Origin of the sequence: Malikia granosa, from assembly GCF_002980595.1 — a bacterium.
Lineage (GTDB): Bacteria > Pseudomonadota > Gammaproteobacteria > Burkholderiales > Burkholderiaceae_C > Malikia > Malikia granosa.
The window spans coordinates 17943-31992 of the sequence record NZ_PVLQ01000017.1 but is presented as its reverse complement, the minus strand read 5'-3'; the positions used below and the strand labels follow the sequence as shown (position 1 = coordinate 31992).

General features: G+C 68.1%; 10 protein-coding genes. 2 read left to right on the top strand and 8 right to left on the bottom strand.

The window, feature by feature from the left end:
- Positions 1-80 precede the first annotated feature (80 nt).
- The 8 genes from C6P64_RS05575 to C6P64_RS05540 form a co-directional block, all read right to left on the bottom strand.
- A complete protein-coding gene (locus C6P64_RS05575; protein WP_105747607.1) occupies positions 81-4790 on the bottom strand; it encodes a response regulator in 4710 nt (1569 codons plus the stop codon).
- 225 nt (positions 4791-5015) lie between these two features.
- Positions 5016-5648, bottom strand: a complete 633-nt coding sequence (upp, locus tag C6P64_RS05570; protein WP_105747606.1) for a uracil phosphoribosyltransferase — start codon at positions 5646-5648, stop codon at positions 5016-5018.
- A gap of 2 nt (positions 5649-5650) precedes the next feature.
- Entirely contained in the window at positions 5651-6382 is a 732-nt protein-coding gene (locus C6P64_RS05565) for an aspartate/glutamate racemase family protein (protein ID WP_105747638.1), read from the bottom strand.
- 37 nt (positions 6383-6419) lie between these two features.
- A complete protein-coding gene (locus C6P64_RS05560) occupies positions 6420-7310 on the bottom strand; it encodes an ABC transporter permease (protein WP_105747605.1) in 891 nt (296 codons plus the stop codon).
- Between the two features lies 1 nt (position 7311).
- On the bottom strand, positions 7312-8220 hold the full coding sequence (locus C6P64_RS05555) for an ABC transporter permease (protein WP_105747604.1): 909 nt from the start codon (positions 8218-8220) through the stop codon (positions 7312-7314).
- A 17-nt stretch (positions 8221-8237) separates the two neighbouring features.
- Complete coding sequence (locus C6P64_RS05550) at positions 8238-9509, bottom strand: ABC transporter substrate-binding protein (RefSeq protein ID WP_105747603.1); 1272 nt, start codon at positions 9507-9509, stop codon at positions 8238-8240.
- Between the two features lie 65 nt (positions 9510-9574).
- Positions 9575-10615: an ABC transporter ATP-binding protein gene (locus C6P64_RS05545; RefSeq protein WP_105747602.1), complete on the bottom strand. Its 1041-nt coding sequence runs from the start codon at positions 10613-10615 to the stop codon at positions 9575-9577.
- A gap of 159 nt (positions 10616-10774) precedes the next feature.
- On the bottom strand, positions 10775-11074 hold the full coding sequence (locus C6P64_RS05540) for a YkgJ family cysteine cluster protein (RefSeq protein WP_105747601.1): 300 nt from the start codon (positions 11072-11074) through the stop codon (positions 10775-10777).
- A gap of 167 nt (positions 11075-11241) precedes the next feature.
- Between C6P64_RS05540 and mnmG the strand changes: the two genes are divergently transcribed.
- Positions 11242-13245, top strand: a complete 2004-nt coding sequence (gene mnmG / locus C6P64_RS05535) for a tRNA uridine-5-carboxymethylaminomethyl(34) synthesis enzyme MnmG (protein WP_105747600.1) — start codon at positions 11242-11244, stop codon at positions 13243-13245.
- Entirely contained in the window at positions 13242-13901 is a 660-nt protein-coding gene (gene rsmG / locus C6P64_RS05530; RefSeq protein WP_105747599.1) for a 16S rRNA (guanine(527)-N(7))-methyltransferase RsmG, read from the top strand. The genes mnmG and rsmG overlap by 4 nt, the downstream gene beginning before the upstream one ends.
- Positions 13902-14050 lie beyond the last annotated feature (149 nt).

Here is a 14050-nt window from a genome sequence, read left to right as displayed (position 1 = left end):
CTGTCGCGCCGCCTGCTCCCGGCACCGGAAAACCCTGGTCCGCCAGGCATTGTTCCACGTGAAACAGGTGCTCCGACCGCTCAGGGCAGGGACTCGAGCCTGGCCAGCGCGGCTGCGAAGTCGAAGTCCATGATGGCGTTGGCGAAGGCCTGGAACTCCGGCCCGAGCGCTGCCTGGGCCAGTGCCTGCTGCTGCTCGAACAGCGCGACGCAGGCGGTGTCGTCCTCCCGCAGCAGCTCGAGCAGGCGGCTGCGCAGCGCCTGCCATTGCGCCGGATCGAAGCCGGCCTCGGCCGGAGGCGGATCGGCTGGCGGCAGATGGGCGCTGATCGCGTCGATCAATCCGGGCAGCTCATGACCGATGGCCGCCAGCAGCGGCGCCAGGTCTGGCAGGCCCTGGCGCAGCGCCTCTTCCAGCCGGGCGGCCTGCTCGTTCAGCGTCCGCGCACCGATCTGCGCTGCCAGTCCCTTGAGCGTGTGCGCGAGCCGCTGCGCCTCGTCGCGCTGCCCGGCGGCTATCGCCTGCGCGATCGCATCCGCCTGTCCGCGCTGGCTGGTGACGAAGCGGGACAGGATGTCGCGGTACAGTGCCTCGCGTCCCAGCAGCTGCTCCAGTCCCAGCCTGGCATCGAGTCCGTCGATGGCGGCCAGCTCGGTGATCCAGCCGGGCGCGGGGCCGCGTGCCCGGGCCGGCATGGCCGGCGCCGTTGCCGGCTGGCGACCCGCTACCGGCCTGACCCAGCGCCGCAGCTTGTCGATCAGCTCCTGCACCGCGATCGGCTTGGCGATATGGTCGTTCATGCCGGCCTCCAGGCAGCGCTCGCGGTCCTCGGCCATCGCGTTGGCGGTCATCGCAAGGATAGGTAGCGCGTCCAGTCCGGGCAGCTGGCGGATCGCGCGCGTCGCGCTCAGGCCGTCCATCACCGGCATCTGCATGTCCATCAGCACCACGTCATAGGCTTGCTGTTGCACTTTCTGCAGCGCGACTGCGCCATCGGGGGCCAGGTCCACCTCCAGGCCCAGGGTGCGCAGGAATTCGGTCGCGACTTCCTGGTTGAGCTCGTTGTCCTCGACCAGCAGGGCCCGCGCGCCCGCGAGCTGGGCGGACAGCTGCAGGCCATCGGACAGTTCGATGCTGGCCGGCTGGCCCAGGCTGCCGATCTGCCGCATCAGCGCATCGAACAGCGCCGAGGGGCTGACGGGCTTGGTCAGCACCTCGCTGATGCCGGCGTCCCTGGCCCGTGGCAGGGCCTCGTCGCGGTCGTAGGCCGTGACCATCAGCAGCAGCGGTGCCTGCCTGAGCGCGCGCTGCCGGATCTCGCGCGCCAGCGCGATGCCATCCATGCCCGGCATCTTCCAGTCCAGCAGCACGACCTCGTAGGGCTGCTCGGCGGCATCGGCGCGTTCGATCTCGGCCAGCGCCTCGCTGCCGGAAGCGGCCGTGACGGCCTTGAAGCCCTGGCTCGTGATCAGCTCGGCGATGACCTCGCGCGCCTGCTCGTTGTCGTCGACCAGCAGCACCTTGAGCTCGCCAGGCGCGGGCGCGCTGCGCGGACTGGCCGGCCAGTCGGCATCCAGGTCGAAGCGGATGGTGAACCAGAAGGTCGAGCCCTGGCCCGCCAGGCTGTTCACGCCGATGCGCCCGCCCATCAGCTCGACCAGCCGCTTGGCGATCGCCAGTCCGAGGCCGGTGCCGCCGTAGCGGCGCGTGGTCGAGCTGTCGGCCTGCTGGAAGCTCTGGAACAGCTGCGCCTGCTGCTCGGGCGAGATGCCGATGCCGGTATCGCGCACCTCGAAGCGCAGCTCGACGCTGTCAGCCTGGCGTTGCTGCAGCTCGACCCGGAGCTCGACCTCGCCGCGCTCGGTGAACTTGACCGCATTGTTGGCGAGGTTGAGCAGCACCTGCTGCAGCCGCAGCGGATCGCCGATCAGGTGGGCCGGCACCTCGCTGGCGGCGGAGACGATCAGCTCCAGCCCCTTGCCAGCGGCCTTCTCGGACACCATGGTGGCGACATCGTCGAGCAGCTGGTCGAGCTCGAAGCCGGTCCGGTCCAGCCGCAGCTTGCGCGCCTCGATCTTGCTGAAGTCCAGGATGTCGTTGATCACGCCGAGCAGCAGCTGGCTCGAGGACTGGATCTTGCGCAGGTAGTCATGCACCCGCGGCGGCGGATCGGCCCTGAGCGCGAGCTGGGTCATGCCGATCACCGCGTTCATCGGCGTGCGGATCTCGTGCGACATGTTCGCCAGGAAGTCGGCCTTGGCGCGGGCGGCGTTCTCGGCCGCCTCCTTGGCGAGCTGGAGCTCGAGCTCGGTCTGCTTGAGCGCGCTGATGTCGGTCAGGGTCACGATGATGCCGCCCTCGATCAGCTGGCCGCCGATCAGCAGGCTGCGGTCATCGCCGTTCTTGCAGCGGACGCGGTATTCCCGCGGCTGCACCTGGCCGTCGCCGGCCTGGGCCTGTTCGATCAAGCCGAACCAGGTCTGCTGCACCTGTTGCCGGTAAGCCGGGTCGGGGTAGGCCCGCGACCACCAGTCGTTCAGCGTCGGAATGTCGTCCTGGGCGTAGCCGAACAGCTCGGTGAAGCGCCGGTTGATCGAGGTCAGCCGGTCGCCGCTCAGATAGAGCAGCCCGACCGGCGCCGCCTCGAACAGCACGCCCAGTTTCTCGTTGGCCTGGCGCAGCACTTCTGCCGCCGAGCGCTCGGCGCTGATGTCGTCGATGATCCAGACCGAGCCGCGTGCCCGGTCGCCGGCATCGATCGCGTGCCCGACGATGCGGGTCCAGACCGGGCTGCCGTCGCGGCGCTGCATCAGCTGCTCGCGGCGGTGGGTCAGGCCCTGCCAGATGTCGGCATAGGCTTCCGCGCCGATCTGCCGGTAGTCCTGCTCTGTCGCGTACCAGAGCCGGGTCGGCTGGCCGACCAGTGCGCCATCGGGCCAGCCCAGGATCTCGTGCATGCGGCGGTTGCAGCGGGTCGCGATCCGGTCCTTCAGCAGCACGATGCCCGAGCTGGCGGATTCGAGGATGGCCTGTTGTTCCGAAGCCGCCAGCTGCAGCGCCTCGCTGACCGCGCGCTGCTCGGTGATGTCCTCGATCAGCGCGACGATGCCGGCGGTCGGATCGGCCCGGTCGATCGCGCGCGCCGACAGCCTGGCCCAGTAGCGGCTGCCGTCCTTGCGCTGCAGCTGCAGCTCGGTCACATTGGTCCGGCCATCGCTGAGCCTGGGGTAGATGGCATCGCACTCGCGCTGCCAGCTCTCGTCGTCGCAGTAGAGCCGCCGGCTCGACTGGCCCTCGAGCTCGGCGCAGTCATAGCCGGTGATGGCCTCGGTGCGCCGGTTGCACTGCAGGATCACGCGATCGCGCACCAGCAGGATGGCGGCGCTGGCCGCGTCGACGATGGCATGCATCTGGGCATTGGCGCTGCGCAGCCGCTCGGTCGTCGCGGCCAGCTCGGCAGTGCGTTCGGCCACCTGGCGCTCGAGTTGCTGCTGGTATTCGGCCAAGGTCTGCTCGGCCTGCTTCTGCGCCGTGATGTCGTTGATGACCGCATGCATCAGCTGCTTGCCACCGCGCCGGATCGTCGTCAGCAGCACCTGGACCGGAAAAGTCTCGCCGTCGGCGCGCTGGTGCACCCATTCGAACTGGTGAAAGCCCCGTTCCTGCGCGATCCGGCTCATCGCGAGCGCCTTCTCGTCCGAGCGCGACCCGTCGGGCTGGCAGGGCGGCGAGATCATCCAGCTGCTCTGGCCGATCAGCTGTTGCGGGTTCTCCATGCGCAGCATCTCGACTGCGGCGCGGTTGGCGGCAACGATGCGGTTGGCCTCGGTCAGCATGATGGCCTGGCTGCTGTCCTCGAACAAGGTGCGGAAGCGGTCCTCGCTCTCGGCCAGCTCGGCGGTCCTGCGCTTGACGACCCGCCTTGTCGTCCAGACCCAGCCGCCCAGCAGCAGCATGATGCCGACCAGGATGCCGCCGCCGAGCCGTAGGTAGCGCAGCATGGCGGCATCGCTCGGGTTCAGCGGGATGCCGAACCATTTGTTGCGCAGCTTGGTGTCTTCCTCGGGGCTGATGGCCTGCATGCCGCGCAGCACCAGCGCCAGCTTTTCGTCATCGCCCTTGCGCACCGCGCGCCGGGCCGATCCGACATAGAGCTCGAAGGCCTTCTTGAACTCCTGCTCGGCACCGAGCCGGTAGAGGTAGAAGTTGGCCGGTGCCTCGTCGAGACAGAAGACCCTGATCTCGCCGCTGCGCGCCGCCGCGAGCAGCGCGGCATAGTTGTCGTAGGGCTGCAAGGAGTTGATGCCCTGCTCGGTCAGCTCGTCGATGCAGGCGTCTCCTTTCTGCACCCCGACCTGGAAGCCCTTGAGCGTCAGCAGGTTGCTGATGCCGCTGATCGAGGCATGGCTGTAGATGTTGACCGGCAGCCGGGCGTAGGGCGGCGAGAAGTCGAACAGCGGTTCGCGCGCTGGCGTATGGTAGATCAGGTCGATCACGTCGGCTTCGCCCTGCTGCAGCTGGCGCTGCGCCTCGGCCCATTGCAGCGCGCTGAGCCGGACCTGGACCCCGGTCTTCTGTTGCCACAGCTTCCAGTAGTCGACCAGGTAGCCCTGGACCTGGCCGTCGGCATCGCGGAACAGGTAGGGCGGGTAGTTGTCGTCGCTGACGACATGCAGGATGCGTTCGCCGGCCAAGGCATCGGTGGCCGGCAGCAGCAGGCCGGCCCAGCACAGGCCGAGCGCGAGCAGGTGGCGCCGACCGACTTTCGATAGCGTGAACCGGATGGACATCGTTGTTTGCACTTCGGGTCCCTGTCGACCCTGGCCACCCGCTGCGCAGATCAAGCGCCTGGCCCGTGGCAGCTCGAACCTACCCCCTCCCGGCTCAATGGTACTAGGCGCTGCGCGGACTGCCTAGTCGTGGCTGCTGCTGTTTCCGGCGCAGGCGGTGGCTGCGCGGCAGTTGTTTCACGTGAAACATCGCTGCGCGCCGGTTGGCTCCCCTGCCTGGCCTTGCTACTGGGTGCCGAACAGGCGGTCGCCCGCATCGCCCAGTCCCGGAACGATGTAGCCATGCTCGTCCAGCCCACGGTCGATCGCCGGCGTGAAGATCGGCACCTCAGGGTGCTGCTGGTGGAAGCGCGCGATGCCTTCCGGACAGGTCAGCAGGCAGACGAAGCGGATCGAGCGTGGCCGGCAGGCCTTGAGCCGCTCGACCGCCGCCGCCGCCGAGTTGCCGGTGGCCAGCATCGGATCGAGCACGATCACGTCGCGCTCCGCCATGTCCTGCGGCATCTTGAAGTAGTACTCCACGGCCTCCAGCGTGCCGGGATTGCGGTAGAGGCCGATGTGGCCGACGCGCGCGCTCGGCAGGATGTCGAGCATGCCCTCGAGCAGGCCGTTGCCGGCGCGCAGTATCGAGGCCAGCACGATCTTCTTGCCGTCGATCATGCGCGCGTCCATGGCCTCGAGCGGGGTCTCGATCCGCACCGTTTGCGTCGGCATGTCGCGCGTGAGCTCGTAGGCCAGCAGGGCGCTGATTTCGCGCGCCAGCTGGCGAAAATTCTTGGTACTGGTGTCCTTGCACCGCATCAGGCTCAGCTTGTGCTGGATCAGCGGATGGTCGATCAGGTGCAGTTGCGCGTTCATGGTCAGGAATTCCGTGGTGAAGGCTGAAGCAGCCAGGGTGGGGCGCCACGGCCCAGGCTGGGCGGCGCCAGCCAGACCTGGTGCGCGGCGGCGGCCACGCTGTCGACCAGCCTGAGCTGCAGCCGGCCCTGCAGCCGCGCCGCCATGCCGGCCAGGCCGGCGCCGCCCAGGATCAGGCTGTCGACCGGCCACTGCCGCTCGATGCGCTGGCAGGCCTGCAGCAGCACGGCCTCGGCCGCCTGCGGGTCGGCGTGGATCTGGGCGCCGCTGAGCTCGACGGTCTCGATGCCTTGGACCCGGTCGGCATGCGCGAGCTCGGGCAGCAGGCGCTCGAGCATCGGTTTCCAGGCCCGGCCGCCGGTCAGGATCGCGCAGCGGCCGAAGCCGGCGGCCTGGGCCAGCGCGGCCTCGGCCAGTCCCGTGACCGGGCAGCTGGCCAGCTCGCGCAGGGCCAGCAGGCCCGGGTCGCCGAAGCAGGCGATCACGATGCCGTCCGGGCCCAGGGCATGCTGGTTCGAGTGCCGGACCCAGCTCTCGAGCGTCGCGTGCGCGGCCACGGCATAGCCGCAGGGGTCGCCGATATAGGGCGGGCCGAAGCGCGCCGTGACCGCCTCGGTCCAGACATCCGGCGGCGATTCGGCCTGGATCGCCTGCTGCACCCGCTCGGTGATGCTGCCGCTGGTGTTGGGGTTGATCACCAGCAACCGGCGCTGGCGTCCTGGTGATGGGCTCATGGCTTGGACTTGCTGCATGGCGGCTTGTTGTCGGAGCTCAGCGCGAGCCGCCCTGGCGCCGCTTGAGGGCGCGCGTCGCGCCGATGGCCAGTGCCATCACGGCGAACGAGACCACGGTGGTGACGGTGCCGAGCGCGTAGATCGCGGGGGTGGTGACGGTGGTGGTCAGGCCCTGCAGCTCGAGCGGCAGCGTGTTGACGTCGCCGATGGCCTGCGAGGTGCGCGCGATCTCGTCCCAGCTCAGCGTGAAGCCGAACATGCCGACCCCGATCGCCGACGGCCCGATCAGCGGCAGCACCACATGGCGGAAGGTCTGCCAGGGGCTGGCGCCGAGGTCGCGCGCCGCTTCCTCGTAGGCCGGGTTGAAGCGGTTGAAGACCGCGAACATGATCAGCAGCCCGAACGGCAGGGTCCAGGTCAGGTGGGCGCCGAGCGCCGAGCTGAACAGTCCCAGACTGGTGGTGAAGGTCTCGAGCCAGTCGTCCAGGCCCCAGGCGCCGGCGAGCTGCTTGATGCCGCTGTCGAGCAGGCGGAACTGCAGGCCGATGCCGAGCGAGACCACGATCGACGGCATGATCAGGCTGGCAATCGTGACGTAGAACAGCAGGTTGCTGCCGCGCAGCCGCTTGCGAAAAGCCAGTGCGGCCAGCAGCGACAGCGCCACGGTCAGCCCCATCACGACGGCGCCCAGGGCCAGCGAGCGGCGGAAGGCGGCGCCGATGTCGACCACGCCCAGGCCTTCGGCGAGCTGGCGGTACCAGTGCAGCGACCAGCCGCGCATCGGGAAGGTCAGGCCGCCCTCGGGGCCCTGGAAGCTCAGCACGAAGATGGTCAGCATCGGGCCGTAGAGGAACAGCACGAAGGCGCCGAACAGCAGAGCCAGCGGCCAGAAGCCGGGCGCGCGGGGTTCGCGGTAGGTGGCGGCCATGTCAGAGCTCCTTGCGGATGTCGACCACCCGGGTCAGGCCCCAGATGATCATCAGGACGGTCAGCAGCAGCACCACCGCATTGGCCGCCGCGAGCGGGAACTGCAGGTAGCTGGTCTGGACCTGGATCAGCTTGCCGATCGAGGCGATCTGCTGTCCGCCCATCACGCCGACGGTGACGAAGTCGCCCATCACGATCGTGATGATGAAGATCGAGCCGATCAGGATGCCGGTGCGCGACAGCGGCACGATCACGTTCCACAGCGTCTGCCAGGCGCTGGCGCCGCCGTCGCGCGCGGCCTCGAGCAGGCTGCGGTCGATGCGCATCATCGAGTTGAAGATCGGCACGATCATGAACATGGTGTAGAGGTGGACATAGGCCAGCAGCACCGAGAAGTCCGAGAACAGCAGCCATTCGAGCGGCTGCCCGCTCAGTCCGCTCGCCTGCAGGCCCTGGTTGAGCAGCCCGTTGCGGCCCAGCAGCGGCACCCAGGCGATCATCCGGATCACGTTGGAGGTCCAGAACGGCACCGTGCAGAGCACGAACAGCAGGGTCTGCATGCCGACCGAATGGACATGGAAGGCCAGGAAATAGGCCAGCGCGAAGCCCAGCACCAGCGTCAGCGCCCAGCTCAGCAGCGCGAACTTGAGCGTCGACAGGTAGGTCGAGAGCGTGACGCAGAAGTCGCCGTACTCGTTGAGGCGGCCGCAGCCTTCCCAGATCGAGGCATAGTTGCGCCAGGTGAAGGCCGGCAGCAACTCGTATTCGTTGAAGTCCCAGAAGCTGACCATCAGGACCAGCCCGAGCGGGATCACGAAGAAGGCCAGGAACACCGCCGCGAAAGGCAGCGCCTGCCACCAGGGATGGACGCCCGGGTCGGTGCGGGTGGAAACGGAGGCGGCGGTGCTCATGGCTGACCTTCAGGCCGTCAGGCCGCGACGAATTCGTTCCACTTGCGCACCATGTACTCGTTCTCGTCCATGACCGCGTTCCAGCAGGCGATGCTGCCCATGCGCTGCTCGTAGCTGCCGCCGTCGCGCACGCTGCCGGCCTTGGCCAGCACCTCGCCGGTCGGGTTCTTGATGTCCTTGGCGGCGGGCTTGCCCTCCATCCAGTAGGCCCATTCGTAGGCTTCCATCTTGGCCTTGGCGGTGTCGAGCACGGCGCTGTAGTAGCCCTGGCGGTTCAGGTAGGCGCCGGCCCAGCCGTCGAGGAACCAGTTGATGAACTCGTAGGCGCCATCGAGCTTGCGACCCGACAGGGTCTTGGGCAGGCCGAAGCCGGCGGCCCAGGCGCGGTAGCCTTCCTTGAGCGGCTGGAAGTTGCAGGCGATGCCCTTGGTGCGCACGGCGGTCACGGCCGGGCTCCACATCGACTGGATCACCACCTCGCCCGAGGCCATCAGGTTGACCGACTCGTTGAAGTCCTTCCAGAGCGCGCGGAACTGGCCGGCCTTCTTGGCCTCGATCAGGGTCTTGATCGTCAGGTCGATCTCGGCCTTGCTCATGTTGCCCTTGTCCGGGTACTTGTACAGGCCCATGGCCTCGACCACCATCGCGGCGTCCATGATGCCGATCGAGGGGATGTTGAGGATCGCGGCCTTGCCCTTGAACTCGGGGTTGAGCAGCTCGGCCCAGGAGCTGATCGGGCGCTTGATCAGGTCGGGGCGGATGCCCAGCGTGTCGGCGTTGTAGACGGTCGGGATCAGCGTCATGAACGGGGTCGGCGCGCTGGCGAACTTCCTGCTGTCGGGCTTTTCCAGGTACATCACCTTCTTCGGCGCCGTGCCCTGGTCGCCGACCACCTTGCCGGCCACCGTGCCCTGGGTGAACAGCGGGGTGATCTTGTCGGCGTTCTTGATGCGGCGGCTGTCGATGCCGAGCAGGTTGCCGGTCGGGATGATCTTCTTGAGGCTGAAGTATTCGGTGTCGATCAGGTCGAAGCTGTTCGGTGCGGTGATGGCGCGCTTGGCCACCTCGTCGGTGGTGACGGCGACATACTGGATCTTGATGCCGGTGTCGGCCTCGAACTTCTCGGCGATGGTCTTGTCCTGGTTGACTGCGGTGCCCAGGTAGCGCAGCGTGATCTTTTCCTGCGCGTGGATGGCCGGGAACATGCCGCTGGCCAGCACGGCGGCAGCGCCCTTGAGGATCTGGCGGCGCTGGGGTTCGCTGCGGGTCTTGTCGGTGTCGTGGCTCATGGACGAAAGCTCCTGAAGAGGATGGGAGAACCTGAGGCCGTCAGGCAACGGGGAGGGAAACGGTTTCAGAGACCGGATGCGGCCAGCACATGGGCCTGCTCGGGGCGCCAGGACAGCCGCACCGGCTGGCGCAGGTCGAGCGGCTGCTGCAGGAATTCGGCTTCCGGCAGCGTGACCAGCAGCTTCTTGCGTGGCTCGGATGCGCCGTCCAGGGTCTCGACCCCGAGCAGCACATGGCTGCCCTGGTATTCGATGTCGCAGACCCGGCCCTCGAGGCTGGGCCGCTGGTCCGGCGGCACCGCGATGTCATGCACCGCGATCCGGTCGCAGCGGATCGCGAGGCGCTGCCCGTCGCTGTCGATCACGTTGTGGCCGCCCATGAAGTGGGCGACGAATTCGGTCGCGGGCTGGTTGAAGATCTCGCGCGGGCTGCCGGCCTGCTCGATCCGGCCCTGGTTCATCACCACCATCTGGTCGGCCAGCGCCATGGCCTCTTCCTGCGAGTGGGTGACATGGATGAAGGTCAGCCCGAGCTCCTGCTGCCAGCGGCGCAGTTCGGCCCGCATCTGCACGCGCAGGAAGGGGTCGAGCGCCGACAGCGGCTCGTCGAGCAGCAGCACCTTGGGCTGGGTGATCAGGGCGCGGGCGAGCGCGACCCGCTGCTGCTGTCCGCCCGACAGTTCAGCCGGCTTGCGCTGCGCGAGCGCGCCGAGCGCGACCCGTTCGAGCAGCTCCTGCGCCTTGCGCTGGCGCTCGGCCTTGCCCATGCCGCGCATCTTGAGGCTGAAGGCGACGTTGTCGAGCGCGCTCAGGTGCGGGAACAGCGCATAGCTCTGGAACATCATCGCGGTGCCGCGTTGCGCCGCTGGCGCCTGCGTGATGTTGCGTCCGCCGAGCAGGATGTCGCCTTCGGACACCGTCTCGTGGCCGGCGATCATGCGCAGGGTCGAGCTCTTGCCGCAGCCCGAGGGGCCGAGCAGGCAGCAGTAGCTGCCGGCCGCTATCCTGAGGTCGATCGCATCGACCGCAGTGAAGGCATTGCCATAGCGCTTGGTCAGTCCGACCAGCTCGAGTGCGGAATTGGCAGGGGGCGTGGTGAGGCTCATGTCCCCAACCACGCAAGCGCCATGCCAGCTTTGTACACAATCTATGCGTGGATTGGGTACTCCTGTTCCCCAGGCTTGTGCGCATCACTGCCTGGCACGGTCAGGATCGGTGCCCGCGATGCAAGTTGGTGCGGGCGGCCGCGACCTGTCGCCCCGGTGTCAGTCCGGGTCCGGGCAGGTCGCGGCTTCGAGCCTTTGCAGATAGACCATCGCCTGCTCGCGCGACTCGCCGCACATCTCGTGGCTCGGCGGCAGCGAGCCGCAGACGGCGGGCCGCTCGGGCTGGCCGAACAGGCGACAGCGCAGTTCGGCGTCGAGATGAGGGCAGGGGACACCAGCTGGCTTGCCCTGCGGCAGCCCGGGCATCGGGCTACTGATCGAGGGTGCGATGCAGCAGGCGGCGCAGCCGGGGCGGCAGTTCAGGGCGGGCGGTCGATGGCTGTGGATGCTGGCTGTCATGGGAAGCGGTCTGGCCCGCCTGGACAGGGCCTGTCCGCGGGATCGGTGGCAGGCATTGTTTCACGTGAAACCTGCCTGGTGCGGATGGCTGGGCAGGAAATGGAGGGCGTCGGTAAAATTGCGCCTGTCCCTCCCGGGAGCGCAGGCTCCGACTTACTCCATTTTCCATGCTATATCCCCAGGAATTCGATGTCATCGTCGTCGGCGGCGGCCATGCCGGCACCGAGGCCGCGCTCGCCGCCGCGCGCATGGGCTGCCAGACCCTGCTGCTGAGCCACAACATCGAGACGCTGGGGCAGATGAGCTGCAACCCCTCGATCGGCGGCATCGGCAAGGGCCACCTGGTCAAGGAGGTCGACGCGCTCGGCGGCGCGATGGCGCTGGCGACCGACGAGAGCGGCATCCAGTTCCGCATCCTCAACGGCAGCAAGGGGCCGGCGGTGCGCGCGACCCGGGCCCAGGCCGACCGCATCCTGTACAAGGCCGCGATCCGCCGCATGCTCGAGAACCAGCCCAACCTGACGCTGTTCCAGCAGGCGGTCGACGACCTGATGGTCGAGGGCGACCGCGTGGTCGGCGCGGTAACGCAGATCGGCATCCGTTTCCGCGCCCGCACGGTGGTGCTGACGGCCGGCACTTTCCTCGACGGCAAGATCCATGTCGGGCTCGAGAACCATGCCGGCGGTCGCGCCGGCGACCCGCCTTCGGTCAGCCTGTCGGCGCGTCTGAAGGAACTCAAGCTGCCGCAGGGCCGGCTCAAGACCGGCACGCCGCCGCGCCTCGACGGCCGCAGCATCGACTTCAGCCAGTGCACCGAGCAGCCGGGCGACGGCATGCCGGGTTCGACCACGGCCGACCAGCCGGTGCCGGTGTTCAGCTTCATGGGTCATGCCTCCATGCACCCGCAGCAGCTGCCCTGCTGGATCACGCATACCAACGAGCACACGCACGAGATCATCCGCAGCGGCTTCGACCGCAGCCCGATGTTCACCGGCAAGATCGAGGGTGTCGGCCCGCGCTACTGCCCGAGCGTCGAGGACAAGATCAACCGCTTCGCCGACAAGGACAGCCACCAGATCTTCCTCGAGCCCGAGGGCCTGACGACGCACGAGTTCTATCCCAACGGCATCAGCACCAGCCTGCCGTTCGACATCCAGCTCGCGCTGGTGCGCTCGATCAAGGGCCTGGAGCATTGCCACATCCTGCGCCCGGGCTATGCGATCGAGTACGACTACTTCGATCCGCGCGAGCTGAAAAGCAGCTTCGAGACCAAGCAGATCAATGGCCTGTTCTTTGCCGGCCAGATCAACGGCACTACCGGCTACGAGGAAGCCGCGGCGCAGGGCCTGTTCGCCGGCATCAACGCTGCGCTGCAGGTGCGCGGCGAGGGCGCCTGGTGTCCGCAGCGCGACGAGGCCTACTTGGGCGTGCTGGTCGATGACCTGATCACCAAGGGCGTGACCGAGCCCTATCGCATGTTCACCAGCCGCGCCGAGTTCCGCCTGCAGCTGCGCGAGGACAACGCCGACATGCGCCTGACCGAGACCGGGCGCCGCCTGGGCCTGGTCGACGATGCGCGCTGGGACGCCTTCAACCGCAAGCGCGACGCGGTGGCGCGCGAGACCGAGCGCCTGAAGTCGACCTGGGCCAATCCGGCCACGCTGTCGGCGGCGGAGGCCGAGCGCGTGCTGGGCAAGGCGATCGACCACGAATACAAGCTGTTCGACCTGCTGCGCCGTCCTGGCGTCAGCTATGCCGAGCTGATGGCGATGGAAGGCGGCCGCTTCGCCGCCAAGGGCCGGGACGGCGCGCCAGCCCCGGTTTCACGTGAAACACTGGACGACCAGTACGAGGCGGTGGTCGAGCAGGTCGAGATCGCGGCCAAGTACTCGGGCTACATCGAGCGCCAGAAGGGCGAGGTCGAGCGCGCCGCCTATTACGAGCATCTCAAGCTGCCGGCCGAGCTCGACTACCTGCAGGTTGCCGCGCTCAGCATCGAGGCGCGCCAGAAGCTGGCCAAGCACCGGCCCGAGACCCTGGGCCAGGCGTCGCGGATTTCGGGCATCACGCCGGCCAGCATCTCGCTGCTGCTGATCCACCTCAAGCGCGGCAAGTTCAAGGGCTTTGCCGAGCTGCCTGCCAGCGCGGAGAACGGCGAGGTGCAGGCATGAGCGCACATCCGCTGGAAGCCGGCCTGCGCGCCGGCATCGCAGACCTGGGCCTGGAGCTGAGCGACGATCAGGTGGCCAAGCTGCTGGCCTACCAGGACTGGGTCGCTAAGTGGAACAAGGTCTACAACCTGACCGCGCTGCGTGACCCGCAGGAGATGCTGACGCACCACCTGCTCGACAGCCTGGCCGCAGTGGCACCGCTGCGGCGCCATCTGGCCGCAGCCGGGCTGGAAAAGCCGCGCCTGCTCGACGTCGGCTCGGGCGCCGGCTTGCCGGGCGCGGTGTTCGCGATCGTCTGCCCCGAGCTCGATGTCAGCTGCGTCGACACCGTGGCCAAGAAGGCGCTGTTCATCCAGCAGATCGCCGCCGCGCTGCGGCTGCCGAACCTGCACGGCATCCACGCCCGGGTCGAGAACCTCAAGCAGCAATGGGATGTCGTGAGCTCGCGCGCCTTCGCCTCGCTGCTCGACTTCACCAGCTGGTCGCGCCAGGCGCTGGCCGAGCAGGGCGTCTGGCTCGCGATGAAGGGCAAGCATCCGGTCGACGAGATCGCCGCGCTGGCACCCGATCTCGAGCTGTTCCACGTGGAACAGTTGCAGGTGCCGGGACTCGACGCCGAGCGCTGCATCATCTGGATCCGCCCCAAGGCGGACTGAATCCGGGCCCCTGCTCGCAGGCTCGGGCGCCAGCCCAGCCTGCGGCATCCGGCCTTCGATCCGCCTTGGCGTCCCGGTCGCTGCGTCCAACCGTCACCGCCTTGTCGCAGTCCTTATCCGGGAAAGCCCTTAAACTCGACGCCAACCTC

Excerpts from the sequence above, each read along its gene's own strand:
- C6P64_RS05575 (WP_105747607.1), bottom strand. The coding sequence starts at position 4,790 with ATGTCCATCCGGTTCACGCTATCGAAAGTCGGTCGGCGCCACCTGCTC.
- upp (WP_105747606.1), bottom strand. The coding sequence starts at position 5,648 with ATGAACGCGCAACTGCACCTGATCGACCATCCGCTGATCCAGCACAAG.
- C6P64_RS05565 (WP_105747638.1), bottom strand. The coding sequence starts at position 6,382 with ATGAGCCCATCACCAGGACGCCAGCGCCGGTTGCTGGTGATCAACCCC.
- C6P64_RS05560 (WP_105747605.1), bottom strand. The coding sequence starts at position 7,310 with ATGGCCGCCACCTACCGCGAACCCCGCGCGCCCGGCTTCTGGCCGCTG.
- C6P64_RS05555 (WP_105747604.1), bottom strand. The coding sequence starts at position 8,220 with ATGAGCACCGCCGCCTCCGTTTCCACCCGCACCGACCCGGGCGTCCAT.
- C6P64_RS05550 (WP_105747603.1), bottom strand. The coding sequence starts at position 9,509 with ATGAGCCACGACACCGACAAGACCCGCAGCGAACCCCAGCGCCGCCAG.
- C6P64_RS05545 (WP_105747602.1), bottom strand. The coding sequence starts at position 10,615 with ATGAGCCTCACCACGCCCCCTGCCAATTCCGCACTCGAGCTGGTCGGA.
- C6P64_RS05540 (WP_105747601.1), bottom strand. The coding sequence starts at position 11,074 with ATGACAGCCAGCATCCACAGCCATCGACCGCCCGCCCTGAACTGCCGC.
- mnmG (WP_105747600.1), top strand. The coding sequence starts at position 11,242 with ATGCTATATCCCCAGGAATTCGATGTCATCGTCGTCGGCGGCGGCCAT.
- rsmG (WP_105747599.1), top strand. The coding sequence starts at position 13,242 with ATGAGCGCACATCCGCTGGAAGCCGGCCTGCGCGCCGGCATCGCAGAC.